Genomic DNA, 24,741 nt, shown 5'->3' on the forward strand with positions numbered 1-24,741 from the left:
GAGAAAGAAGCTGGGATATGTCAGGAAATACTGGCCGAAACAGCACCATCCTGTTAGGCGCTCAACCCAGCATGAGATAGACAGGACAGGAATACTGTGGGAAGCAGATATTAAGTACATAACCACAATACAGGAAGGGAATATAGCCTTATTGGACATAATAGATGTATATTCAAGGGAAATAGTGGGTTCATATCTTGGGAAGAGTTGCAAGTGCAAAGATTTTACCCGAACACTGGGAAGGGCAATGCTTTACCAGGAAACGGTACCTCAGTTGGTCCGTACGGATAATGGAAGCCTGTTTACAGCTAATTACACCCGGGAATATTTTGAAAAGAACGAGATAATCCAGGAATTCGGGATAAAGCACCACCCTGATTCCCAGGCTTTTATTGAATCACAACATTCGAATGTGCAAAGGGAATTTGTGGCTATGAATGTGTTTGAGAGAGCGGAAGACGTTTACCGGAAATACCAGGTGTACATGGATTTCTATCATAATCTCAGACCACATGGTTCTTTGAAATACATGACACCACAAGCCTTTAAGAAACAGTGCAATATTTCTTTGATTCAGTCCGTTAATGCTTGATCTCGTTAACCTGTGTCTCATTATTGGGGGTCAGACCGCTTTCTCCAATCTATAACATCCAATCTCGCTCTGTAATTTTAAGTCACCGGATCCCGGTTCTCGAATCTCTGTCTTTAACAGCGTCTGCAAGCCTCCTGGACGAAGTCCAGCACTTCGACAGCGTAGCTGCTGCTCTCTCGGTTTCTCGGTTCTCGATCGTCACGCACAACCTACAACCACTTCGAACAACGATAATAAGCGTAGCTTTGCACATCATTCGCATAGTGAATCCAAACATTAACCTCGAAATGGTTCCCTAGATTTTTACCTCCTTTGATTTTTAAGCCAGCGCATTACTCGTGGATATGATTTCCAAACTTTTTCATACTCTAAAGCATAAATTATTGCTTCTTTTTTTTCCAATTCAATCTCAACATTATCCAGCTCTTCAGGATCAATACCCATAAGTAAGATATCTATAACATATGGGTTCATTCTTTTTGCCAAACTCAATTCCAGATTTGCCCTTTCTATGTTTCTTCGGATGTAATAGATGAATGCCCGCCCCATTACGAAATCAAGGCTGTTTTCATCTTCATACCACTCTAAAAGTTTTTCTGCTTTTATGAAATTTCTTTGTCTGAAATAACAATTCAACAAACTATTTTTAGCGTTTAAGAAGTCCATTGGCTCAACTACGAGCATCCACTCAAAAATCTGAGTGGCTTTTGCTAAATTACTTCCTCTCATCCTTAGAAAATCTCCAAAGTCTTTGAAAAGCATCAAAATTGGTCTGTTATGATGGTGTGAGAATTCTATCATGTAGTTTCTCAGATTAAGTTTCCTGAGTAACTCTTGAATTTTCTCGACACCAGTTTCGAGGGTTCGTCTACAATCTTCTTCCATACCTAGTGTAAAATATTCATTCGCCAGTTCCATATAAGCCGTAAATTCATAGGGATGTTTTTCTAAAACCTTCTCCAGAATCTGCACTTTATCTTCCTTATTTTCAAGCATCTTTTTAAGATAGTACTCTCTTGGCGGGAGATTATACCTCAATGAAGGAACTCTTTCACTACTATCGATTTCAAAACCTGGAAAAAGGCTATCTTTTTCCTCAAAGATCGTGCGATGCATTTTTCTGGCGATCTCGTAATTGGTTGAAACCACAGATGATACTATCGCCGACTCTTCAGAATCTTTATCTCTCAACTTAGGAATTACGCCATTTTCAACAAAGCTTTCAAATGCTTTCTGATCCCTCTTAGAAAGACTCTCATAAAGCACAAGAGCATACTCTTTGTATCCATAAGCCTGAGCCAATAAAGCTCCCGCAAGCCTGGCCCTAGAATTGGTTTTCAGATCCATTATATATTTGATAAATTCTTCCAGCGCTCTTGATTTTCGCTTTGTTTTTTTCTTGAGAAGACTGTCGCAAACCGCCCTTATAATCAATGGCACTTCTGTCTTCTCTTCTGTCCTGCCCAGTTCTTCCAAGAAATTGATAATCCTCTTTCCAACAAATGAAAAGCTTGTATTTTCAGCTATTCCAGCAATTATCACTGGCAGTAAACCTGACGTAGGCGCCATTCGATTCAAAACATATATATGACTCTTAAAAGAAGATCCCCACGTTAACAGTGAAGCACCTGCATAAGCTGCTTTACGCCTCACTTCATCATCTTCGTGCCTCAAAAGACAAACCAGCGATAATATCGATGGATCTGTCCCAAATAATGTGTCTGGGAAAAAAACCTCGAAAGGCAATTCAAGATAATCCGGTCCAATATTGGGATTCAATCCCAACGCATAGGATGTTATTGTTGATTCAAAATAACCAAGAGTAAGGTTGAAAGTAATGTCCAATGCTTTCAAAAAGAATCTTGGACAATTTCTAGCAAGGTTCATTGCCTCCGCAACTATTTTGATTAGCTCTCTATCATTTCCATTATCATCTTCTTCGTTGTCGGAAAGTTTGAAATTCTGAAGAAAAAATGCAATAGCATCTAACCCAGCCAACAAATACCAGCGAGCTATTTCAGTATTCCCATATTCAGGTTCCCCCAAAATAATAGCAATTACCTCTTCATCATTTTTAACACTATCGGATTCCACATTATCAACTTCACGCTCATTGGCTTTTCTAATAAGCCGGCCTAAATTAATAATTTTCTGTGCTATCCTGAACCTGGTTTCAAAGGGAATATCTTCATCCCACAGAAAGATACCCCAGAAATAAAGTAAAAAGTATTTGTTATCATTGAGCACTTTGGAATCAAGTCCAAAAGCATCTTTCAAAAGTGATGAGAGTTGATCAAACTTCTCGCTATCAACTTCCTGCCGCAATTCTTCCCAATTAAACTCAGGTCCGGTATAATCGGTACCGATCTCCAGAAGATCACAAAGATATGTTATTCTGTACTTCTGGTACTCACTCCACATAAGACCCCATCCCTTCTATGAAAATATATTTGAAACTTCATAACGCTTTGAAAGGCATTAACTCTATCAATTATGAAAATCTACCTCACACAATATATTACAACATTTAAAGAACTATTCAGAAAAGCTCTCACTAAAAATCCACACAGCTTTCGTCTAAATACCTTTTCCCGCTCAATTTTAGTTGATAATCACCGTTTATTAATTGCGAAACCGATAAAGTCACTCTGTGGCTGAAAAGCGTTCTTCAAAGCGAACGAAGGGGATCTTGCTAACACAAATGACACTGGGAACGACTACGTCGTTGACATAAAAGAACGAGGCACAGCATGCTGTATAAAAATCGAGAACCGAGAATCGAGAATCCGAGATGGTAAAGGCGAAAAACATTTTCACTCTTTATTTTAAAACCTTCGAACGTCGCTCTACCAGCTGACAGCGTTGCAAGCCTCGGCTGCGCAGCAGCTATCGGCTCTCGGATCTCGGATTCTCGTTTTTTACGCACAACCTACAACGTTTTTTAACGTCTCATCCTCTAACAACAACGTTCTCTACATAGGGTTTAAGAGCTTTTTCGAAGTCAAGCAAAATCTCCCTGGGATAGGGAGAAACTGAATTCACCGGTCGATATTGTTGGATCGCCACATTTTTAATACCTTTCAGCAGCTCAGCAAATTTCGGGAAGTTATCCGGTTTAATATATGGTGGGTAAACGGTGATTCTTATTTCATAGTCCTTTGCATTTTTTGTTATCTCAAGACTCTCAAGAATCGTTTCGAAGCCCACATTGGAGAAAAGGGAATAATCAAGGCTTTTCAAATCCATAGCGATAAAGTCAACGATTTCAATCAATTCTTTCAGAACTTCGGGATTACTACCGTTTGTATCGACCTTTATGAATTTACCCGGGAATCTTTTTTTGAGTTCTTTAAAGAAAGAGAGAAGAGCATGACCATGCAAGGTCGGCTCCCCTCCGGTTATAACGACGGCATCTATTAAATTCTTTCTTAAAGATAGATATTTATAAACATCGACTTCTTTGATCGGATGAGGAATTCGCTTTTTCAGTTCGGCGTTATGGCAATACTCACAGTCAAAATTACAGCTTGAGGTAAAGAGAGTTGTCGATACCTTTCCCGGATAGTCCACCAGACTTACTTTCTGCCATCCTGCGAAATCCATCTATTTCAGTCCTCTCCACACGAAATTCCTTTCTGCTTTTGAACTCTTCCTGTTTACCAATATTCCAGTGCTGAACCGGCCTGTAATAACCGGTGATACGCGAATAAACCTCCGTTGGTTGCCCGCAGATAGGGCAAGAATATTCCTCACCTTTTATGTAACCATGATTACGGCATATGGAGTAGGTTGGAGAGATTGTGAAGTAAGGAATGCGATAATTTTCCGCGATCTTTTTGACAAGCTCCCGGGTAGTTCGCCAATCGTCAACGCTTTCCCCAAGGAAAGCATGGAACACTGTACCTCCGGTATATTTTATTTGAAGCTCCTCCTGAAGTTCCAGGGCAGAGAAAATATCTATTTCATAATCCACCGGAAGGTGGGTAGAATTGGTGTAATAGGGAGCATCTTTACCAGCGGTGATTATGTCCGGGAACAGTTTCTTGTCTATCTTGGCGAGGCGGTAAGAGGTAGACTCAGCCGGTGTTGCCTCAAGGTTATAGAGGTTTCCTGTCTCTTCCTGATAAATCTTCAGACGTTCTCTCATAAAGTCCAGAACCCTGATAGCAAAGCGTCTTGAGTTTTCTTCATAAATAGGTTTTTTGAGCCATCTCGCGTTGAGACAAGCCTCATTCATTCCAACAAGTCCTATCGTTGAGAAATGGTTATCGAAGTTCTTGAGATATCTCTTGGTGTAAGGGTACAATCCTTCATCATTCAGTTTTTCTATAACCTCACGTTTTATTTCAAGACTGCGTTTTGCCAGATCCATCATTTTTGAAAGTCTCTGGAAGAATTCCACCTCGTTCTTACTTAAATAAGCCAACCTTGGAAGATTGATCGTTACGACACCAATGGAACCGGTGTATTCATCCGAACCAAAAAGCCCTCCGCCACGTCTTCTTAACTCGCGCTTATCCAGCTGAAGCCGGCAACACATACTGCGCACATCATCAGGGTTGAGATCCGAATTTATAAAGTTCTGGAAATAGGGAGTACCATATTTTGATGTGATTTCAAAAAGAAGCTCGGAGTTCGGGTTTTCCCAGTCAAAATCTTTGGTGATATTGTACGTTGGTATCGGATACTGAAAGCCTCTTCCGTTGGCATCCCCTTCTTTCAGAATCTCCAGAAAAGCCCTATTTATTATGTCCATCTCTTTTTGGCAATCACCGTACGTGAAATCCTGAGGTTCTCCACCTACGATGGCTGGCTCGTCTTTGAGTCTTTTTGGAACTGTCCAGTCAAGGGTTATATTTGAGAAGGGCGACTGTGTTCCCCAGCGACTGGGCGTATTTACACCAAAAACGAATGATTGTATGCACTGCTTGACTTCCTTGAAAGTGAGGTTATCCACCTTTACAAAAGGTGCAAGATAGGTGTCGAAAGAACTGAACGCCTGTGCGCCGGCCCATTCGTTCTGGAGGATTCCAAGAAAATTAACCATCTGGTTTGCCAGCGTTGAGAGATGTCTGGCTGGTTTTGACGAAACCTTTCCCGGCACGCCGCCAAGCCCCTCTTCTATAAGTTGCCGGAGACTCCAACCGGCGCAATAACCAGAAAGCATGGAGAGATCATGTATATGGAAATCCCCATTTTGATGCGCTTTTCCGATCTCTTCATCATAGATTTCGCTGAGCCAGTAATTCGCTGTAACAGTCCCGCTGTTGTGGAGTATCAGCCCACCAATTGAGTATGTAACGGTGCTGTTTTCTTTAACCCGCCAGTCCCTCTGGTTAAGATAGTTATTGACTGTTTTGGCAAAATCCAGCATCGATGATTTGAGATTCCTCAGCTTCTCTCTTTGCTTACGATACAATATATAAGCCTTGGCAACCTTGTTGAATCCAAGATCTTCAAGGGTTTTTTCGACAGAGTCCTGAATATCCTCGATGTCAACAATGTTTTCTTTAATCTTCCCCTGAAAATCGGAAGTTACCCGAAGAGCGAGCCTTTCGAGTATGTCATCTGTGTAAGCAGTATCCGTTGCTTCGAATGCTTTCTTTACAGCAAGAATTATCTTTGAAAGTTCAAATTCCACTAGAGAGCCGTCTCTTTTCCTGACTAGAAGCATCTAAATCCCCCCATTTCAGTCCCTATAAATAGTAAGCAGACAATATAGTTACACTATATATAGTATCACAAAAAGAAAGAATTTCCATTTACGAAATAAAGAAATTTGAAGTGATTATTCCTGATTAGTGTTTCATTCTAAAGCGATAAAAAATTTGTTGTATTAGATTCTTTTCGCAACAAACTTCTCTATTTCTTCGACACCTATCATCTTCACCATCTTTATGAACGCTTTTGCAGTAGCGACAGCATCTCCCAGCGCACGATGCCGATCCTCACAAAAGATACCCAGGCGCGCCAGAATAATGTCAAGATTGTGTCTGCCACGAAAAAGGCTGCGCGAAAGGCTGATGGTATCCACAAAAGGATTCGGAAGTTCGCCGATTCCAATTTTCTTCCCGAAATAATCGAGAAAGGAAAGATCAAAGGGAGCATTTTGTATCACAAGAACGCGATCTCTCACGAAATCATAAAACCTCGGTAGAACAATTTCTATCGGAAGCTTATCTTCGAGCATCAGGTTGTTTATGCCTGTAATCATGGTTATGGAGATCGGCACGTGCCTCTTTGGTTTTATAAGTTCGTTGAAGGATTCTTCGTAGATTATTTCCCAGTCCCTGACAACCACGCCCGCGATTTCTATCAACTCTGCCCCTTTATGAGGGCTGGAACCGGTGGTTTCGGTATCTATGACAACAAATTCCAATTCAGTCCTCCTTACTCACTTCCTTGAGTAGAGAATAAAATACCTTCACGCCAAAATCAATGCATCTGTCCTCCGGTAAAAACTTCGATGTGTGTAATCCGGCTTTCATCGTTTCGGTAGCACATCCAAGCCAGAACATCAGTGAAGGGTACCGCTGGCTGAAAAACGCGAAATCCTCGCCGGTGAACTTTGTTTCGCATTCAGCAAATTCCAAACCAATACTTTTGACCGTTTTCGCAAGGGCTTTAAATAGCCTGGAGTCGTTCATAAGTACTGGATAGTACGCTCCATAACGAACCTCGCCCTGAACCTTCCATGTTTTGCTTATGTTTTCAGTAAATCTTTCCATGAGCTCGTCTATTTTCTCTTTGGTTTTTATGTCAAGAACCCTATAGGTTCCCTCAATTATTGATTTTTCCGCCACTATGTTCCTTCGATCACCCGCTACCAATTTTCCGATGGTGAACACATAACGCTCCTCTTCCGGGATGAACCTTGTGAGAGCGGAATAAAAAGCGGTTATGAATTCTGATGCGGGTAGTATTGTATCCCTGCCTTCATCAGGTTTGGCTCCATGAGCACTTTCACCTTTAAAGATAACGTCGAATTCCGTTGGGCTCGCGAAAATAACTCCTTCTTTAGAAGCAACCGTACCCATTTTATAATCAGGGCTTACGTGTAATGCGAAAGCAGCTTTTACATCATATGAGTCAAGAAATCCGCTTTCAAGGAAAGGTTTCGCTCCCCCGGGGCCTTCTTCGGCTGGCTGAAAGAAGAACAAAATATTTGCTTCCGGAAGTTCTCTTGCTACCTGTTTGATCAATCCAGTAAGCACGGACATATGGATATCGTGACCGCATGCGTGCATCCAGCCAGGGTTTTCCGATGCGAAATCCACATTAGTTTCTTCTTCAATGGGCAGGGCATCCATATCTGCTCTGAAAAGGACAAAGCTCTTATTTTCTGCATTACGATATTCTACCACCAATCCAGTTTCCAGAACTTCATAAATTTTGAAGTAATTTTTCGGTAAATCTGAAAGGAATTTCAGTAAGATCTTTTTTGTTTCATATTCCCTAAAACCACCTTCCGGATTTTTATGCAATCTGTGCCTTAATTCGTGCACCTTGCCAATTTCGATCATTTAAATATCCCCCTATTTTTTGGAGTATAATTATTACAACACGTTGATTCAAAACAAATATAGCACAGTTTTGCTGTGTGAAAATGGTGGGGGTGACCCTATGGAGATGGAAAATTCAAGTACTCCAAAAAGCTTCGATGAAGGTTTAATAAAGGCACTACAGTCAGCCATTCAAAAAGCACCTATAAGAAACGGTGGAAAAATTTACCTCACCGATATCTGGGTGATAACCTCCCTACCGGAGGACATGATCATAGAGCTTTTCAGAAGGAACCAATTTGCTCTCCCGGAGGGAGTCCTGGCCGTTGTCGATGATAGAAGAAGACGCAAAAAAGTAATCTACGATGTAAGAGAGACAAAAACGGAAAAACATGAAGAAAACCCTGAAGAAACAGAAGATGGGGAAAACGGAGATATTACGCCGACCACAAAATAAATAAAAAACAAAAAAGTTAGGGGGGATTTTCATGGGGTACATCCTGGCAATTGATCAGGGGACCAGTAGTTCAAGGGCTATTATCTTTGATGAGGATCTCTATCAAGTTGCTAGCGCACAAAAGCCTTTCAAGCAAATTTATCCGAAACCTGGCTGGGTGGAGCATGATCCAAACGAGATAGTTCTCAGTGTTATGTTTTGTGTGGAAAAAGCAATTCAAGACGCTAAGATCTCTTTTAAGGACATTGAGGCGATAGGCATAACCAACCAGAGAGAAACGATCGTTGCCTGGGATGCCGAAACGGGCAAAGCTCTCTACAATGCCATTGTCTGGCAATGTAGAAGGACAGCGGATAGGGCTAAAGAACTGGAAAGACAATATCGGAATTTTATACATTCAAAAACTGGTTTGCTTCCTGACCCTTATTTTTCGGCTACAAAGATGGAATGGATGCTAAAAAATGTTCCAGAAGTTAGAAAAGCCGCGAAAAAAGGAACTTTAAGATTTGGTACCATAGATTCCTGGTTGATTTGGAATCTAACACCTGACAGACAACATGTAACCGATCACTCAAACGCGTCCAGAACTATGCTTTATAACTTGAACGAGTTGAAATGGGACGAAGAATTGCTCGAGTTTTTCGGTATCGAAAAAGAATTTTTGCCAAAGGTTGTTGATTCTTCAAAACTGCTGATACGTTCTGTATATGGCCCGGTAATATCCGGCATTGCCGGAGATCAACAAGCATCTCTTTTCGGGCAAACCGCTTTTAACGTAGGTGACGTAAAATGTACCTACGGAACCGGTTCTTTCATCCTGATGAACACTGGAGATAAACCAAGATTCTCGAGAGAAGGGCTTTTAACCACCGTAGGTTGGAAGATCAACGATGAAATTGTCTATGCGATCGAGGGCTCAATATTTACAACAGGTGCCCTTATAAACTGGCTGAAAGATGGTTTGCAGATAATCTCCACTCCCGAAGAAACGGAGTTATTGGCAACCAGTGTTGAAGATAATGGCGGTGTCTATTTTTCTGGTGCCCTTGCCGGTCTCGGTGCACCATACTGGGATTCTAAAGCCCGCGGCTTGATCATAGGTTTAACCAGAGGAGCAACCCGTGCACATATAGTCAGAGCTGTGTTAGAATACATTGCTTTTAGAACAAAAGAAATACTGGAAATAATGGAAAGGGATACAGGAATAAAGGTCAATCGACTCCTTGTTGATGGTGGCGTTACGAGGAACAACTTTTTGATGGAACTTCAGTCTAAAGTATTAGGTGTAACTGTCGATAGACCAATAGTCAAGGAGACCACAGCACTTGGAGCAGCCATGCTTGCCGGGCTCGCAGTTGGTTTGTGGGATAAAGAAACCCTCGCGGGAATACGGAAAAGCGAAGTCGTTTTTACCCCAACGAGAAAAGAATTGGAGGATGAATACAAAAAGTGGAAAGAAGCGATAAAACGTTCTATGAACTGGGCGGAATGAATGAAAAAGCTGTAAGACGCCTGGCTTTTGAGATTGCTAAAAGGCTTGAAGGTGGTGAAATTCTTCTCTTAAAGGGTAATTTAGGAACAGGAAAAACTACCTTTGTTAAAGCGCTCGCTGAAGGTCTCAGGATAGATCCCGATGATGTCAGAAGCCCTACGTTTACTATTGTGAATACGTATGTCGGTAGGAATTTAACGCTCCTTCATGCTGATCTTTACAGATTAAGTGATCCGTCAGAGGTATTGGAACTGGATCTTTTAGGCCTTCTGGGCCCCGAAACTGTGCTTGCCGTAGAGTGGCCGGAGCTTTTGGCTGGATTCATTGGAAAGAACGCTCTCAAGATCGAGCTGGAATATGAGGATGAAAAAACAAGAAGATTGAAATTGAGCGGATCCTATAAATGGATAGAGAGAATGGTGAAAGACTTTTTCAAAAAGGAAAGACAAACCAAGGAGGTGAAATAATGGCGCAGAAGTTCCAGCTACTGGAAAAGGCAGCGGTGAACCCTGAAAAGAAAGCGCAGATTCCGGATGTTCTCCCTGCAATCGCCACACGAACGAACATGCTTATCTACCCTTCACTGGTAATGCCGTTATATGTCGGTAGAGATAAATCATTGACAGCTCTTGAAGAGTCGATAGCAAAATACGACCAGCTCATATTTTTAATTTCACAAAAAGACGTAACCACTGAGAACCCAACTGTGGAAGATCTCTATAAAGTCGGAACCGTTGCACGTATCGTGCAGTTGATGAAAATGCCTGATGGCAATTACAAGATCCTCGTTGAAGGTCTCGCGCGTGCAAAGATAGTTGACGTTGCTGAAAAAGATAATCTTTTCGTTTTTAAGATAGAGGTTTTGAAAGCTAAATATCGAAGGACGAAAGTTCTTGAAGCCCTCATCCGAAAAGTAAAAGAACTGGCGATGAAGTATGTCAACATGAGCCGTCGATATCCGGATGAATCCATAGTCGCGCTTGAAGATACCGCTAATCCTGATAAATTCGCAGATTTTGTCTCGTCTCTCCTGCCGTTGCCACTTAGAAGAAAAGCAAAAACTCCTGGATGCTGTATCGCCCAAGGAGAGATTAGAGCTGCTTCTCGAGATTTTAACCCGGGAAGTAGAAATACTCAATCTTGAGGAAGAACTTGATAGAAGAGTAAAAGAGAAAATCGAGCAAAGCCAGAAAGAATACTATCTCCGTGAAAAAATGAAGGCTATACAGGAAGAGCTCGAAGGTGAAGAAGACATCGAAATAAAGGAACTAAAAGAAAAGCTCGAAAAAGGGAATTATCCAAAAGAGGTTAGGGACAAAGCCGAACAGGAGATATCAAGGCTTGAAAAGATGTCACCTTACTCCGCTGAAGCTACGGTGATCAGAACCTATCTTGATTGGTTGCTAAATCTACCATGGACAGAGGAAACAGAAGATCACATCGATATAAAGGCTGTTAGAAAAACTCTCGACGCAAATCATTATGGTCTTGAGGATGTCAAGGAAAGGGTGCTTGAGTTCCTAGCCGCAAGGAATTTTTCCAAGAACCTTCGCGCACCAATTCTATGCCTGGTGGGACCACCGGGAGTTGGAAAAACATCTCTTGGTAGATCCATTGCAGAGGCTATGGGGCGAAAATTTGGAAGGATCTCCCTTGGTGGTATGAGGGATGAGGCCGAAATTAGAGGTCATCGCCGTACTTACGTTGGAGCCCTTCCGGGTAGAATCATTCAGATGATAAGAAAATTGAATTCTAAGAATCCTGTGATCGTTCTGGACGAGATCGACAAACTGGGTGTGAGTTTCCAGGGAGATCCAGCTTCAGCTTTGCTGGAGGTTCTCGATCCTGAACAGAATAACACCTTTACAGATCATTATCTTGAGGTTCCTTTTGATCTGTCAAAGGTTCTTTTCATAACAACTGCAAATGTGCTCTATACTATTCCACCGGCACTCAGAGATCGTATGGAGATCATCGAGATACCGGGATATACCGATACTGAGAAACTTCATATCGCTAAGGATTACATACTCCCGAAACTCTATGAAGAGTATTCTATAACGAAGCGAAAAGTGAATATCACCGAGGGTGCTATAAAAAAGAATAATAACTGAGTACACCAGAGAAGCTGGTGTGAGAAACCTCGATAGAAATCTTTCTAAGATTATCAGGAGAGCAATCTTGAAACTTTCTGAAGGTCAGAAGAGCGTGAAGGTAACCAAAAATAATATCGAGGAGTACCTTGGAATACCGAAGTATAAAGAAAGCGATTTAAGAAAGCGTCCGGAAATTGGGGTTTGTACAGGTCTGGCATGGACGGCTGTTGGCGGTGAAATAATGCACATTGAGGTGCTTCCTATCCCCGGAAAAGGGAAATTCATCACCACAGGACAGCTCGGTGATGTTATGAAGGAATCGGCACAGATAGCGCTCAGCCTTGCCAAAAAACTGTGCGACGGCAAAAAATACGTTAAGGTATTTGAAACGAACGATTTTCATATTCATGTCCCGGAAGGTGCGGTTCCGAAAGATGGTCCCTCCGCCGGAGTAACACTGTTGACAGCTATCATTTCTGCCGTAACAGGAACCCCAATAAAGCATGATGTTGCTATGACCGGTGAAATAACGCTGAGAGGGCGCGTTTTACCAATCGGCGGATTAAAAGAAAAGCTTATGGCAGCTTATCGTGCAGGAATCAAAACAGTTATACTTCCAGAAACCAACAGAAGAGATCTCGAAAAAGTTCCGGATGAGATAAAAGACAAACTAAAATTCGTCTTCGTCGAAACAGTAAAAGAGGTTATTGAGGAGGCTCTGGTAAAGGATGTTGATAAAAAAGGTTGAACTCGTCAAAACCGCATTCAAACCCGGAGATTACCCTGAGCCTGTTAAAAGAGAAGTTGCTTTTGCCGGAAGGTCGAACGTTGGAAAATCCACATTGCTAAACACCCTTTTTCAAAGGAAATTAGCACATACAAGTTCCAAACCCGGGAAAACCAGATCTATAAACTTCTATCTGGTCAATTCAAAGTATTACTTCGTGGACCTTCCGGGTTACGGTTTTGCAAGTGCATCCAAACAAGAACTTGCAAGATGGAAAGAACTAATAGAAGACTATTTTTCTACCCGTGATAACCTGAACCTTGTCACAATCCTAATGGATTCAAGGCATCCTATGCAGAAAAACGATTACAAAATGCTCGAATGGATAAAAGATTATTCAATACCTTTTATCGTAGTCTTGACTAAAACCGACAAACTTTCGGGAAACGAATTGAAAAAGATGATCCAGATTTATGAGAAAGAATTAAAGTTATGGGGCTCACCGCCAATCATTCCCTTTTCTGCAAAAACAAGGAGAGGGCTCAACGAACTGTTGAAAATTTTGATACCGTAAGCCCGGCTACGCCGGGGGTAAGCACGATTCCGTCGTGGGTTAGCACGCTAGCGCGTGGGTAAGCTTGGCTGCGCCAAGGGTAAGCCCAGCTGCGCTGGGGGTGCGAACCGCTTCACGGTTGGTACGCACCTTCGGTGGAAAAAAACAAAAGCGGGTATAGGGTCTGGGGTCTAGGGTTTAGAAAAAGAGACGCACAACGCACAACGTACAACCAACAACGGCTTTTATCACTGCACAGCAGTTCGTAACAACCACAAAGTGGTTCGAAACAACTCCGCAGGAGTTCGTGACAATCCCGAAGGGATTCGTATCTGCCGCGCAGCGGCTCTCTTGATTCTTTCGGGCTCTCGGTTCTCGATTTTTCCGTACAACCTACAACCTATGTTATTAACCATTTAATACACCAAAAAACCTGTACTTCTTTTTGGTATCGGAGGATTTAGCGATCCTCAAAGCCTCAAATGCTTTAGTCATTAAAACGTCCGGATTGTGTCCATCTTTTGGAAACATTGCTATTCCTGATGTCGCATGCAGAAAGAGTTTGAATTTTCCAAGCTCGATGGGGTCCTTAATAGAAACGGTGATCTTATCGATCAATTTCACGACATCTTCTTCTTCTGAAACCAATGCGATTATTCCGAATTCATCTCCTCCAACTCTACCGATAATATCGTCTTTTCTGAGAACTCTCCTCAAACGCTCCCCAAATCTTTTTAAAACGTTATCAGCAAGAACCGGACCAAGAAGCTGATTTACCGAGGTAAAGTCATCGATGTCGAGAAAAATCAGCGCCAATTTTTTGTTTTCTTTCTCAGAAAACTCAATCATGTAGTCAAGGGTTTTCAAGAATTCTTTGCGTTCCAGTAATCCTGTAATTGGATCTCTTACTATTTGAGATTGTTTAATCTCCAAATTTTTAAACTCCTTTAATGCTTTGAGTTGGATGGAGGCCATCACATATCCGATCATAATTATGGCAAGAAAAACTACATCATAAACAAATATACGTTTAAGAACTACTAGCTGCCCTCTTTTGATTTCTGCGTCAGGATATAAGGTCAAGATACCTATCATTCTATTTTCAAGAAGATTGTCTATTTTAATTGTGCTTAAAGTCCATATCCCTTCAGTGCTTAACCATTGGGTTTGTCCATTTCTTAATATATCTTCCTTTGGGATAATTGGCACTAGTATGTCAGTGTATAAATTACGAAAAGAAACTTCTGAATTCTTTGAGAAAACTCCAAAGACCAGATCGTTGTTCCTCAAAAAATTCCTGAACACTTTTCTTAACCAATCTTCCGAATGCAAAAGAAAAATCGTACCCACTTTATCTTTTCCATTGTAAAGCGGTGCACCAAAAGTTATCCAAAGTTTTTCTTCAAAATTTAAGGGACTGATATAAATAAAATCAATAACCGTTTCTGTTGATTCACTTATAGCATTTGTGGATATCAACTCCTGTATGATTTCCTCGATTTTTTTGCAATATATCTGAGCATGTTTTTGTAATACCTTTCCGGAATTATCAACTATGTAAACTTTGGCTCCAGGATCATCTTCAAATCTAGAATCAGTAAACGCAATTAATAACTGCTTCACTCTTTCTTCGTCAAGAATTTTCAAATCAAGCAATCCTGCAAAAAACTTAAATTCTGCAATTTCTTTTTCCAGGGTTTTTTCCAGAATCATTGAAAAACTTTCAGCTTTACTTTTTTCTGAAAGCTTGAACTCATCCAATTTAGTTCTGAATTCAACAGAGTAGCATATGATCGAACTGATAATCAAAATAGAGATAAGAACTATCAGCACTGAAATCTGGATTTTTTTACTTTTTAAAAAGCATTTATTCAGCTCATTCATTTTCATTTCGACCCTTCCTCTATAGGATCAGGATTAGGATTTAAGACTTGTTCGTTTGACTAAATTTTATGAATGCAAATTAATGCCAAAACACTGTGAATTTAGGGCGCAAATCCAATTGGTGATAATAGTGAGTTTACTGGTACTTCGTGTGTTTTTAAAAACACCCAATTGCGTATGAGAGAAATCAATTTCCGAATTGAGAGCATTTTTCTGAGTGTTTCCATAAACCACGACAATCCAAAATTATTACTAAAAGTTATTGTTGAGATATTGCTGACATATAATTCAGATAACAAAAATGTACTATAATTAGATTGGAGGAATATAGCAGATTTGGTTGGAGGTGAGTTTGTGGGTTGGTTCTTCGGTAGAAAAGAAGAAGAAATTCTGAACAGTTTTTTTAAGCACATCGAAAAAATACAGGAAGGAATCGACCTTCTTGAACGCTTTTTTGACGCTTACGTAGATAACGATTGGGATCTTGTCGAGGAAATAAGAAACAAGATAAGTGACGTTGAACACGAAGCAGATGTAATCAGAAGAGACACAGAAAACGGAATGTACTCTGGCGCTTTTTTGCCCAATTTTCGCGGTGATTTGTTGGGTATCATAGAAAGTGCAGACAAAATTATGAACAAGATACAAACGGTTGCAGATTTGATATGGATGCAACACGTTGAAGCTCCTTTAGAGATCAGAAAGGACCTGAAAGAACAGGTAAACCTTGTAATCAAAACTTTCAAATCTCTTGCAACGTCTTTGAGAGAAATGTTCGACAATATGGATAAAGCTCAAGCATATATAGAGGAAACCGAAAAGTTTGAACATGAAGAGGATTTGAAAGAAAAGGTAATGATTTCCACACTTTTTAAGCTTAAAGATATGTCTCTGGCGGAAAAACTCCAGATCAAGGAACTTATACTAAACATAGGTGATATAGCCGATCTTACTGAAGACACCTCTGATAGAGTTCAGATCGTTATAATGAAGCGCAAGGTTTAAGAAAGAAAGCTCACACGCTCGAGCGTGTGAGCAAATCACAAGAAAACACTTATAATTCCCAACATCGTTACACACATCAAACCGCTAATAATGGGTGTGCCAACCCAACCATATACGACGCGCATAACCATCTTTGTATTTCCTATGCGCGTCCCTCTTGCGAATCCTGCACCTATCACAGCTCCAACGATCGCTTGCGAAGAACTCACCGGTACACCAATGAGTGCGTATATCCACACCGTTAAAGCCGAGCCCAGAACAACTACCAAAGAGGAAAAATAGTCAAGTTCGACTATGCTCTTTCCAACCGTTAACATTACCCTTCTGCTGAACGTTAAAATCCCGAAGGCTATCGAAAGTCCACCGATCAGAGCCAGAAGCTGTATATTCAACAACCTTCCAACGAGCGCCCCGGTAACGTTAGCAACGTTATTTGCCCCCAGGGAATACGAAGCATAGGCTCCGAAAATCCAGGTTGCTACTTTTATTGTTAAATCCTGTGTTTTAACGTTTTTAATCAACCTAAAAGGATAAGACAAGATTATATACAGTACAAAACCGAACACGAAGGCCCCAAAAGGTGTGCCAACCCACGAAAGCATAATTTTTACGAGTTTTCCAGCATCTACATGTCCGTTTATCAAAAGGCCTGCACCAGTAAGAGCACCAACAACCGCCTGTGTTGTTGATACAGGAAGACCGAAAAACGTCATTATCGTAACCGTTAAAGCAGCAGCAAACATGGAAACAGCTGATGTTGCAAGATTTATCTCTGTAAGCCCCCCAATTGTAGAAAGACCTTTCGAACCCTGAAGTACGGCGCCTAAAACAACAAAAATAGACGCCACTATTGTGGCTGTTCTAAAACGAATTACTCCGTTGACCACAGGTGGCCCAAAAACGTTTGCTGCGTCATTTGCGCCAAGCGACCATCCTAAGAAAAGTGAAGGCAATATGTATATGAGCATCACCAAAACGTTTCACCTCGCCCAAGAAAATTACCCTGTAAGCCATATTTTATCATATCTTCGAATTTTTCTTCACACCCTCGAACGGTTGTTATGAACCATTGTAAAGGATTTGAGGCAAAAATAGTTATTTAAGCCAGATAAAATACCATCTTTGAATCTAAAAGTTCTTTCAAGTTATTCTGTTTCTTTCTGCACAGTGTTAACTGATGTTTGTTTTTATGGTTGTAATGTTATACTTTTATTGAGGTGATCGAATGTTCAAGATGACACATCATGCGTGTGTTAGAGGAGTAGTTATTGATAAAGGGAAGGTTCTTGTTGTGGAACACTCTCACTCTAACAGGCCCCCTTTCTGGTGCTTTCCAGGAGGACACGTAGAAGAGAACGAAACACTTGTTGAAGCTGTAAAACGCGAATTAAAAGAAGAAACACACCTTGATGTTGATGTGGGACAGATCGTCTTTGTCCAGGAATTTGTTAAAGAACATCTGATCGAGCTGTTTTTTGAATGTTTTATCGTGGATGGAGAAGCAAGACTTGGTAGTGACCCTGACAACCCCGGCATGCCGATTTTAACAAGAATGAAGTGGGTAGAACCTGAAGAACTTCTGGAGCTTCCTGTTTATCCTAAAGCTTTGTCTCAAATTTTGTTCGAAGATCACAGAAATTTTCCAAAGATAGGTTTTCAGGCTCTTTACGAAAAGGAGGAAATCCAGAAGGACAAATAGTTCTCGTTCTTGCTTTTCTTAACATTGGGAAACTACATCGTGGAAGGATGAAACTGTATCAAACCTGAACGAGTCAAACGTATTAGATCCAGTTCTTCAACGTTTATTTTAAGAAAGGAGGGTTATTATGAAGTACAACATCTACGCCAAGGACATACCAGTAACTGATACCATGAAGGAGCACATTGATAAGAAACTCGCCAAGGTTTTCAGAGCAATTGATGAAGATCATTTCACCTCAATGGACGTTAGAGTCATGAAAGAAAGGGGGCTTTATAAAGTAGAAATAACCGGTCATCTCCCCGGTTTTGTTGTTAGAGTAGAAGAAAGAGGCGACGACTTTTATGGTGTTGTAGAAGCAATAGCAAACACCCTTGAAAGAAGGATTAAACGTTATAAAGAAAGAGCGAAAATGAGACATAGAGCAAGTGCTAAAGAGATCCTAGAGGCTATTCCGGAAGTTCCTGATGAGGAAGAAAGAGGACTTCAAATAACCCGTACGAAGCGTTTTTCTATAAAACCTATGAAAATCGATGAAGCACTCTTACAAATGGAAATGCTTGGTCATACATTTTTTGTATTTAGAAACGTAGACACTGATGAAGTTAACGTTCTGTACTTAAGAAAAAATGGTACAGTTGGTTTAATAGAAATGTCAGAATAATCAAGAAATTTGAACTACCTGATCAGGCCGCTTTTTGCGGCCTGGTTTTAAACAAATAAAGTGGAGGTGAATGGAGATCACAAAAAAGAAAAGAACGCAGGCTATCGTTTTTAGCTCATTAGAAGATGAGGTAAGGATCGCCATTCTTGACGAAGGTAAAATCCAGGAAGTTTTTTTTGAAGAAATGGACAACGAAAGTTACATGGGAAACATTTATCTTGGAAAGATAGAAAATGTGGTTCCAAGTTTGGAAGCAGCTTTTGTTAATATCGGAATCGGGAAAAACGGCTTCCTTAGATTCAAAGATACCAGAAATAACCAAAAACTTGAAAAAGGAAAAAAAGTCCTGGTCCAGGTTAAAAAAGATCCAATAGGTTCCAAAGGTCCACAATTAACACTGAAAATCAGTATACCAGGAAGATGTCTCGTTTATATGCCCTTTTCCAAACACGTAGGAATATCGAAAAAAATAACCGACCAGGCAGAACGTGAAAGGCTCATCTCCATCGCTAAAGGAATAATAGAGAATGATGAAGGGATTATCTTCAGAACAGCCGCTAACGGTGTTGGTGAAGATACTCTTCGCGAAGAGCTGGAAAACCTGAGAACAATATGGAAAAAGATAAACGAAAAATTCAGAAGGGCGAGAAAACCCCAGATTCTCTATGAAGAACCAAGTCTTGTTGAATACATACTTAGAGAGAGACTAACTGAAGATGTAAAAGAAATAGTCGTCGATAGCGAAGATCTCTGGCACGATGTTGTTGCAGGGATAAGTAAATTCAAAAGCGGGTTTAAACCGATTGTAAGGTACGTTGAAGAAGACGCATTCCTACATGAAGGAATATACGAAAAGATGAAGGTATTATACACACGGGTCGTTCCACTTCCAAATGGCGGAAATATATTCATAGATAAAACAGAAGCAATGACAGTCATCGATGTTAACTCAGCCAGCAATACTCACGGCAGTGACGTTAGTGAAATGTCTTTGAACACTAATCTTGAAGCCGCGGTAGAGATAGCGCGACAGCTACGCTTGAGAAACATTGGTGGAATTATAGTCATTGACTTTATCGATATGAAAAGTGAAGCTGACAGAAAGAAGGTTATCTCGCTGCTTTCTGAAGAACTAAAAAAAGACAAGGCGCATTCACTGATCCTTGGATTTACAAGACTCGGTCTTCTTGAAATGACCCGTAAGAGATCAACAGCAACTATAAATTCCAGAATATATAGTACATGCCCTATATGTCGTGGAACTGGTCAAATAGAGTCACCAAAAATTACTTACCAACGGCTCGTAAGCGACTTACAGAGATTGTTCAAAGACAAGAAAATCAAATCAGCTACCGTGCAGGTATATCAAAATCTTTCTGGAATACTCACACCTGAGGTACAAAAGCAATTGAGTAAGCAATTCAAGAGAGAAATTAAAGTATCCTTCACCTGGCCAGTCCCAGCGACTTACGATATTAAAGGAAGCACAAAGTCAGAAGCAAAGTCAAAAAAATAGGGGTTTGGAAGATTATCCGATTAAACAATGGCGTGCCCGGGGCGATTCGAACGCCCGGCCTCCAGATCCGCAGTCTAGCGCTCTATCCAGCTGAGCTACGGGCACACCAAAATGGCGGAGAGGGAGGGATTCGAACCCTCGGAGGGTAAACACCCTCACTTGCTTAGCAGGCAAGCGCCTTCGGCCGCTCGGCCACCTCTCCACCTACAAAAGGATTCTAACACGCTGACAACTTGATGTCAAGATTCTTGAAATTCTCGTGAACGGGCTTCCTGTGAAGTAAGTACCTTCCTATCTTTAAGGGCATTCAAGATTAGTTAACTCATTTACAAATTTGTTGACATTCTTATGTTGCATATATGTGCAATAATGCAATTAAAAGATAGAATAGAGATTCGAGAAGCCGAGAACCGAGAGTCCGAGAGAATCAAAAGAGCCGCTGCGCGGCAGATACGAATCCCTTCGGGATTGTCACGAACTCCTGCAGAGTTGTTTCGAACCACTTCGTGGTTGTTACGAACTGCTGTGCAGTTGACATGTGCCTTCGGCGGAATAGAACCCAAAAAGCGAATATCATTAAACACGTTTCGAAAATAAATCCGGTCATCCTGAACTTGTTTCAGGATCTGTAAGGGTCTCTCTATACCTCTAACGCCCTTGGACTCTCGGTTCTCGATTATCACGAACAACCTACAACGCACAACCTACAACGTTTCTTGATTTTTAGATCTCGGATTCTCGACGCGCGAAAAGGGAGTGATCATATGAAAGAGATGGTTGATTTCTTCAAGGCACTCGGTTGCGAGTGGAGGATAAGATTGGTTGAGATTCTTTCAGAGAACAATAAGTGCATGTGCGAAATCGAAGCGGAATTTCCCATTGATAAAACAACGCTTTCCCGGCATCTGAAAGCTCTCAAGGACGCCGGAATTGTAAGAGAAGAAAAAGTGGGAACACGAAAAAATTTATTCATCACTGACGAGCGGGTCCTTGAAGTCATCGAGTTAGTAAAAAAAATCATTGAGGACAGAAAATTTGCTTAATGAGTTGGAGGGCTAAAATGAGAAACATTCTGCCAATGATTATCACAAAATTTTCAAATCCCCGGATAAAAGTGGAATTCAAAAAATTTTCCCTGTTAGTTGGTGGGTTTTTGCTGTTTTACCTCTTACCTTTCGAAAATTCAAACGTCCAGCAGGCAATTCTTGGCGGTTTTACGATGCTAAGTTCTTATGCGAAAGAACACGTTTTGTTCTGTCTCATTCCAGCATTTTTTGTAGCGGGTACCATAACTGTTTTTGTTAAGAAAAGCGCTATTTTAAGGGTTCTCGGGCCACAAGCGAAGAAAATTATCGCTTATCCTGTTGCAGCATCTGCTGGTGGAATTTTAGCTGTATGTTCTTGTACCATTCTCCCATTGTTTGGAGGCATATATAAGCGAGGTGCTGGATTGGGACCAGCCATAGCTTTTTTATTTACAGGTCCGGCAATCAATGTGGCAGCTATTTTCCTGACAGGAAGGGTTCTTGGATGGGAGTTATCAATAATCCGGCTCGTGGCTACCATTTCATCTGCTATCGTAATTGGACTTATTATGCAGGCAATATTTGCTGAAAAAGGCGAGGGTGGTTTTACCATTGTAGAAGATGAACCGGAACTCTCCTGGGCTCAAATCCTTGTATTCCTTGGTCTTCAATTTGTTTTCCTTATAGCCGGAGGTTTAAAAATCAACGTCATCATAAAAACAACCATTATGGTTATTGCTGCTTTGGGAATCATTTTGATGGCACTAAACTTCAAACCGAGTTACAGTGCTCGCTGGATTGAAGAAACCTGGGAGTTCACAAAGAAAATACTTCCTTATCTTTTCTTTGGCGTCTTTATTGCCGGAATTATTTCTCATTCTCTGCCCAAAACAGTTGTGCAGACTTTCCTGGGTGGAAACAGATTGTTTTCAAATTTCTTTGCGTCAATTTTTGGAGCATTCATGTACTTTGCGACCCTTACAGAAGTTCCCATCATCCAGTCTCTTATGGAACTTGGTATGGGAAAAGGACCGGCTTTAGCCCTGTTTATGGCGGGATACACACTGAGCTTGCCCAGTATGATAGTTCTCACAAAACTACTTGGAAAGAAAAAGGCTTTTACTTATTTTGCACTGGTAATAGTTTTTTCAACTTTTTGGGGATACCTTTATGGAAATCTTATGAAGTAAAAAGGAGGTTGAAAGCGGTGAAAATTGAGATCTACGGAACAGGTTGCCCAAAATGCAAACAGACAGAAAAAATAATAAGAATGGCAGTTGAAGAACTGGAAATTGACGCAGAAATCGTAAAAATAGAAGATCTCATGGAAATCATGGCGCGAGGAATTTCAATAACTCCTGCAATCAGGATTGATGGGGAAATTGTGCTCAGTGGGAAGATTCCTTCTCTCGAAGAAGCAAAAAAACTCTTACAGCGATAAGCATGCTCGCACGTGAATAAGCCCGGCTCTGCCGGGGGTACGCGTCTTCGGCGGAAAGAACCTGAGATCCGCTATTTTAGGGGCAGAACATGCTCTGCCCCTACGATAAAAAAACAGTGATTTATTGCAACCTTGCAAATCCAACTCGTCATCCTGAGCTTGACTCAGGATCTGATGCAGGAGTAAAATAAAGGAGTTGCTTCCGTTTTACTTTGTCCAGGATTTTTTCATAGAGCTATTGATGAAATTTCTAAAAGCAGCCGAAAACAAAGCTGGCACTCTGTAGCGCGAAGAGCCTACAAAAGAGCAGCTATTACATTTGTTGGTGATTATAGGGCAATAAGAGGTGATCTGTCAAATCGGAAACTTTACTATAAATATACTTCCCTTTCCTAATTGACTTTTTACTTGTATTTCAGCATTATGAGCTAAAGCTATTTCTTTAACGATAGAAAGTCCCAAACCAGCTCCTTCAACTCTCGAGCGTGATTTGTCTATTCTATAAAATTTATCGAAAATCCTTTCGAGTTCATTTTCTGGTATACCCTGGCCAGTGTCACAAATAGATACAAGGACATGTTTAAGACCTTTTTTCTCCTCAGAAAGCTTTGCAGTGACTGTAACTTGCCCACCTGGTTGGTTGTACTTTATGGCATTATCGATTAAATTAAGAAACAAGCGAACTACAAGATCAAAATCTCCAACAATTGTCAGATTGTCCTGTAAATCCGCTTTTAATATGATTCCTTTTCTATTTGCCGCAAATTGCATTTGTTCAACGACAACTTCAAGCAATTCCGTTAAATCTATCTTTTCTTTGTGTAGTTTTATTGCTTTACTGTCAAAGCGCGCAACTATGAGAAGAGTGTCTACAAGCTTGCTCATTCTTTCAACTTGTTTTCTTATTTGTATTAAAGAATCTTTATATTCTAGCGCATCCCGTTCACGATTAAGTGTTACATCTATTATGCCTTTTATCGATGTCAAAGGAGTTCGCAGATCATGAGCAGCATTTGCAGAAAATTGTTTTTGGCTATTCAATGCATTTTCCAACCGATCAAGCATTTGATTAAACGTTTTTGATAAACGCCCCAATTCGTCATCTGGAAGATCTATATCAAGGCGCCGATCTATTTTTTCAGCGTTTAATTTCTCTTGCCAGGTTTGTGATACGGTCTATTGGTTTCAGCGTTTTTTTAGCAAGCAAATAACTACCAATAGATGCGATAATAAGTGTTAGTGGTATAAAAATTACAAGCAAACTTCTAAATTTTTCCAGAGTTTCTCCGAATGGTTCCGTAAACTCTGCTACCTGGAGCCAACCTAAACTAAGCTTTACTGTGTAAACACGCCATTCTCCAGAATCAGTTAATATGGTCAAAAAACCTTTTTTTAAAATTTTCGGATCCGCTGGTAAAAGAAAATAGTTTCCAAAACCATCAATAACGTTTCCGTTTTCGTCCAGGATACGAGCAAAGAGTTCTTTACCAATAAAATTTTTTATCAAATTAGCTCCATTTTCCGTGTTTTGAAAGGCAAGTTTATTATCATCATAATCAATATTTATTATTAGTTGGGAGGCTATGAACTCCAAATTTTTATCTATAGTTCTCCGTAAATTAGTAGAGAAGCTGAAATAGAGAACTACCGTGAACGTTATGAGTACAATCGCTAGAAAAGTTACATACCAAATTGTTAACTTGGTTCTTATTGTTATTGTTTTCATATTAAAAAATCAAGATTCGCCTCCCTTACTTTTATTTGGCTGTATTTCTCCTATCATATACCCCACACCATGTACTGTATGTATTAGTTTGTTCTCAAACCCATTGTCTATTTTCTTTCTCAAATAGCGTATGTATACATCTACAATGTTTGACTCTGTATAAAAATCTAAGTTCCAGACGTGTTCAACTATTCGTGTTCTGCTCAATACTTGATTTGGATGACGCATTAAGAACTCCAGCAGTGCATATTCTCTTGGTGTTAAGTCTATCCTCTTTCCAGAGCGCTCAACATGATGGGTTACAGTATCAAGGACAAGATCGCCTACTTGAAGCTTCAAATTTAAAATTGTGGGAGGACGCC

22 protein-coding genes, 2 tRNA genes and 2 pseudogenes are annotated in these 24,741 nt (G+C 40.6%); 13 read left to right on the forward strand and 13 right to left on the reverse strand.

All coding sequences use genetic code 11. From position 1 onward, the window contains the following. Positions 1-592: DDE-type integrase/transposase/recombinase (locus tag DU53_RS02695; RefSeq protein WP_153020802.1), on the forward strand; the 592-nt coding region annotated here is incomplete at its 5' end. 303 nt (positions 593-895) lie between these two features. Here DU53_RS02695 and DU53_RS02700 read toward each other — a convergent pair. The 5 genes from DU53_RS02700 to DU53_RS02720 all read right to left on the reverse strand — a co-directional run bounded on the left by DU53_RS02700 (position 896) and on the right by DU53_RS02720 (position 8,115). Next, complete coding sequence (locus DU53_RS02700) at positions 896-3,013, reverse strand: lipopolysaccharide assembly protein LapB (protein ID WP_012745032.1); 2,118 nt, start codon at positions 3,011-3,013, stop codon at positions 896-898. A 528-nt stretch (positions 3,014-3,541) separates the two neighbouring features. Beyond that, on the reverse strand, positions 3,542-4,195 hold the full coding sequence (locus DU53_RS02705; RefSeq protein WP_012745033.1) for an anaerobic ribonucleoside-triphosphate reductase activating protein: 654 nt from the start codon (positions 4,193-4,195) through the stop codon (positions 3,542-3,544). Beyond that, positions 4,113-6,266, reverse strand: coding sequence for a ribonucleoside triphosphate reductase (locus DU53_RS02710; RefSeq protein WP_063727352.1), 2,154 nt, complete (start codon positions 6,264-6,266; stop codon positions 4,113-4,115). The genes DU53_RS02705 and DU53_RS02710 overlap by 83 nt, the downstream gene beginning before the upstream one ends. Before the next feature lie 162 nt (positions 6,267-6,428). After that, positions 6,429-6,971 carry a PolC-type DNA polymerase III gene (locus tag DU53_RS02715; RefSeq protein WP_063727354.1) on the reverse strand — a complete coding sequence of 181 codons (543 nt, stop codon included), beginning with the start codon at positions 6,969-6,971 and terminating at the stop codon, positions 6,429-6,431. Between the two features lies 1 nt (position 6,972). Then, positions 6,973-8,115, reverse strand: coding sequence for a M20 family metallopeptidase (locus DU53_RS02720; protein WP_063727355.1), 1,143 nt, complete (start codon positions 8,113-8,115; stop codon positions 6,973-6,975). Positions 8,116-8,215: 100 nt separating this feature from the next. On the opposite strand from DU53_RS02720, the gene DU53_RS02725 reads away from it, so the two are divergent. The 5 genes and pseudogenes from DU53_RS02725 (at position 8,216) to yihA (ending at position 13,440) form a co-directional block, all read left to right on the forward strand. Next, positions 8,216-8,551: a hypothetical protein gene (locus DU53_RS02725; protein WP_063727357.1), complete on the forward strand. Its 336-nt coding sequence runs from the start codon at positions 8,216-8,218 to the stop codon at positions 8,549-8,551. 31 nt (positions 8,552-8,582) lie between these two features. Then, positions 8,583-10,043 (forward strand): glycerol kinase GlpK, encoded by a 1,461-nt coding sequence (gene glpK, locus DU53_RS02730; protein WP_063727358.1) that lies wholly within the window; start codon positions 8,583-8,585, stop codon positions 10,041-10,043. Continuing rightward, the gene (gene tsaE / locus DU53_RS02735) at positions 10,001-10,510 is read left to right on the forward strand and encodes a tRNA (adenosine(37)-N6)-threonylcarbamoyltransferase complex ATPase subunit type 1 TsaE (RefSeq protein WP_153020803.1); all 510 of its coding nucleotides are present in this window, start codon (positions 10,001-10,003) and stop codon (positions 10,508-10,510) included. Before glpK ends, tsaE begins: the two co-directional genes overlap by 43 nt. Then, positions 10,510-12,887, forward strand: a pseudogene (gene lon, locus DU53_RS13310) (endopeptidase La). The gene tsaE and the pseudogene lon overlap by 1 nt, the downstream one beginning before the upstream one ends. Continuing rightward, positions 12,868-13,440 carry a ribosome biogenesis GTP-binding protein YihA/YsxC gene (gene yihA / locus DU53_RS02745; RefSeq protein ID WP_012745041.1) on the forward strand — a complete coding sequence of 191 codons (573 nt, stop codon included), beginning with the start codon at positions 12,868-12,870 and terminating at the stop codon, positions 13,438-13,440. The pseudogene lon and the gene yihA overlap by 20 nt, the downstream one beginning before the upstream one ends. Positions 13,441-13,827: 387 nt before the next feature. Here the strand turns inward: yihA and DU53_RS02750 are convergent, their stop codons facing one another. After that, positions 13,828-15,309, reverse strand: coding sequence for a GGDEF domain-containing protein (locus DU53_RS02750; RefSeq protein WP_063727362.1), 1,482 nt, complete (start codon positions 15,307-15,309; stop codon positions 13,828-13,830). A gap of 348 nt (positions 15,310-15,657) precedes the next feature. Here DU53_RS02750 and DU53_RS02755 point away from each other — a divergent pair, with 348 nt between their 5' ends. After that, on the forward strand, positions 15,658-16,308 hold the full coding sequence (locus tag DU53_RS02755) for a TIGR00153 family protein (protein ID WP_063727363.1): 651 nt from the start codon (positions 15,658-15,660) through the stop codon (positions 16,306-16,308). A 35-nt stretch (positions 16,309-16,343) separates the two neighbouring features. Here DU53_RS02755 and DU53_RS02760 read toward each other — a convergent pair whose 3' ends face one another. Further along, positions 16,344-17,276: an inorganic phosphate transporter gene (locus tag DU53_RS02760; RefSeq protein ID WP_063727367.1), complete on the reverse strand. Its 933-nt coding sequence runs from the start codon at positions 17,274-17,276 to the stop codon at positions 16,344-16,346. 257 nt (positions 17,277-17,533) lie between these two features. On the opposite strand from DU53_RS02760, the gene DU53_RS02765 reads away from it, so the two are divergent. From DU53_RS02765 to DU53_RS02775, 3 genes are all read left to right on the forward strand, one after another. Next, positions 17,534-18,007 carry an NUDIX domain-containing protein gene (locus tag DU53_RS02765; protein ID WP_012745046.1) on the forward strand — a complete coding sequence of 158 codons (474 nt, stop codon included), beginning with the start codon at positions 17,534-17,536 and terminating at the stop codon, positions 18,005-18,007. Between the two features lie 127 nt (positions 18,008-18,134). After that, positions 18,135-18,671, forward strand: a complete 537-nt coding sequence (gene hpf, locus DU53_RS02770) for a ribosome hibernation-promoting factor, HPF/YfiA family (protein WP_063727365.1) — start codon at positions 18,135-18,137, stop codon at positions 18,669-18,671. 70 nt (positions 18,672-18,741) lie between these two features. Then, positions 18,742-20,187, forward strand: coding sequence for an Rne/Rng family ribonuclease (locus tag DU53_RS02775; protein ID WP_012745048.1), 1,446 nt, complete (start codon positions 18,742-18,744; stop codon positions 20,185-20,187). Positions 20,188-20,215: 28 nt separating this feature from the next. Here the strand turns inward: DU53_RS02775 and DU53_RS02780 are convergent. Further along, positions 20,216-20,292, reverse strand: a tRNA-Arg gene (locus DU53_RS02780). 7 nt (positions 20,293-20,299) lie between these two features. Then, positions 20,300-20,389, reverse strand: a tRNA-Ser gene (locus DU53_RS02785). Positions 20,390-20,951: 562 nt separating this feature from the next. On the opposite strand from DU53_RS02785, the gene DU53_RS02790 reads away from it, so the two are divergent. The 3 genes from DU53_RS02790 to DU53_RS02800 are packed head-to-tail and all read left to right on the forward strand — an operon-like array spanning position 20,952 to position 22,653. Continuing rightward, on the forward strand, positions 20,952-21,230 hold the full coding sequence (locus tag DU53_RS02790) for a helix-turn-helix transcriptional regulator (protein WP_012745049.1): 279 nt from the start codon (positions 20,952-20,954) through the stop codon (positions 21,228-21,230). A gap of 35 nt (positions 21,231-21,265) precedes the next feature. Beyond that, positions 21,266-22,402 (forward strand): permease, encoded by a 1,137-nt coding sequence (locus DU53_RS02795; protein ID WP_063727370.1) that lies wholly within the window; start codon positions 21,266-21,268, stop codon positions 22,400-22,402. A 17-nt stretch (positions 22,403-22,419) separates the two neighbouring features. Beyond that, positions 22,420-22,653, forward strand: a complete 234-nt coding sequence (locus DU53_RS02800; RefSeq protein ID WP_012745051.1) for a thioredoxin family protein — start codon at positions 22,420-22,422, stop codon at positions 22,651-22,653. Between the two features lie 354 nt (positions 22,654-23,007). Here DU53_RS02800 and DU53_RS11815 read toward each other — a convergent pair whose 3' ends face one another. The 4 genes and pseudogenes from DU53_RS11815 to DU53_RS02810 all read right to left on the reverse strand — a co-directional run. Beyond that, the gene (locus DU53_RS11815) at positions 23,008-23,706 is read right to left on the reverse strand and encodes a cell wall metabolism sensor histidine kinase WalK (RefSeq protein WP_235599675.1); all 699 of its coding nucleotides are present in this window, start codon (positions 23,704-23,706) and stop codon (positions 23,008-23,010) included. Between the two features lie 6 nt (positions 23,707-23,712). Continuing rightward, positions 23,713-23,787, reverse strand: a pseudogene (locus DU53_RS13315) (HAMP domain-containing protein); the annotation flags it as partial. 4 nt (positions 23,788-23,791) lie between these two features. Further along, positions 23,792-24,379, reverse strand: coding sequence for a hypothetical protein (locus DU53_RS11820; protein WP_082853773.1), 588 nt, complete (start codon positions 24,377-24,379; stop codon positions 23,792-23,794). 9 nt (positions 24,380-24,388) lie between these two features. Continuing rightward, on the reverse strand, positions 24,389-24,741 hold a 353-nt coding region (locus DU53_RS02810), incomplete at its 5' end, for a winged helix-turn-helix domain-containing protein (protein WP_161484734.1).

It is taken from the genome of Kosmotoga sp. DU53 (assembly GCF_001639905.1).
Taxonomy (GTDB): Bacteria; Thermotogota; Thermotogae; order Petrotogales; family Kosmotogaceae; genus Kosmotoga; species Kosmotoga olearia.

Coding starts and splice junctions, on each gene's coding strand:
- DU53_RS02700 (WP_012745032.1), bottom strand. CDS start 3,013: ATGTGGAGTGAGTACCAGAAGTACAGAATAACATATCTTTGTGATCTT.
- DU53_RS02705 (WP_012745033.1), bottom strand. CDS start 4,195: ATGGATTTCGCAGGATGGCAGAAAGTAAGTCTGGTGGACTATCCGGGA.
- DU53_RS02710 (WP_063727352.1), bottom strand. CDS start 6,266: ATGCTTCTAGTCAGGAAAAGAGACGGCTCTCTAGTGGAATTTGAACTT.
- DU53_RS02720 (WP_063727355.1), bottom strand. CDS start 8,115: ATGATCGAAATTGGCAAGGTGCACGAATTAAGGCACAGATTGCATAAA.
- DU53_RS02725 (WP_063727357.1), top strand. CDS start 8,216: ATGGAGATGGAAAATTCAAGTACTCCAAAAAGCTTCGATGAAGGTTTA.
- glpK (WP_063727358.1), top strand. CDS start 8,583: ATGGGGTACATCCTGGCAATTGATCAGGGGACCAGTAGTTCAAGGGCT.
- yihA (WP_012745041.1), top strand. CDS start 12,868: ATGTTGATAAAAAAGGTTGAACTCGTCAAAACCGCATTCAAACCCGGA.
- DU53_RS02750 (WP_063727362.1), bottom strand. CDS start 15,309: ATGAAAATGAATGAGCTGAATAAATGCTTTTTAAAAAGTAAAAAAATC.
- DU53_RS02760 (WP_063727367.1), bottom strand. CDS start 17,276: ATGCTCATATACATATTGCCTTCACTTTTCTTAGGATGGTCGCTTGGC.
- DU53_RS02765 (WP_012745046.1), top strand. CDS start 17,534: ATGTTCAAGATGACACATCATGCGTGTGTTAGAGGAGTAGTTATTGAT.
- hpf (WP_063727365.1), top strand. CDS start 18,135: ATGAAGTACAACATCTACGCCAAGGACATACCAGTAACTGATACCATG.
- DU53_RS02775 (WP_012745048.1), top strand. CDS start 18,742: ATGGAGATCACAAAAAAGAAAAGAACGCAGGCTATCGTTTTTAGCTCA.
- DU53_RS02790 (WP_012745049.1), top strand. CDS start 20,952: ATGAAAGAGATGGTTGATTTCTTCAAGGCACTCGGTTGCGAGTGGAGG.
- DU53_RS02795 (WP_063727370.1), top strand. CDS start 21,266: ATGATTATCACAAAATTTTCAAATCCCCGGATAAAAGTGGAATTCAAA.
- DU53_RS11820 (WP_082853773.1), bottom strand. CDS start 24,379: ATGAAAACAATAACAATAAGAACCAAGTTAACAATTTGGTATGTAACT.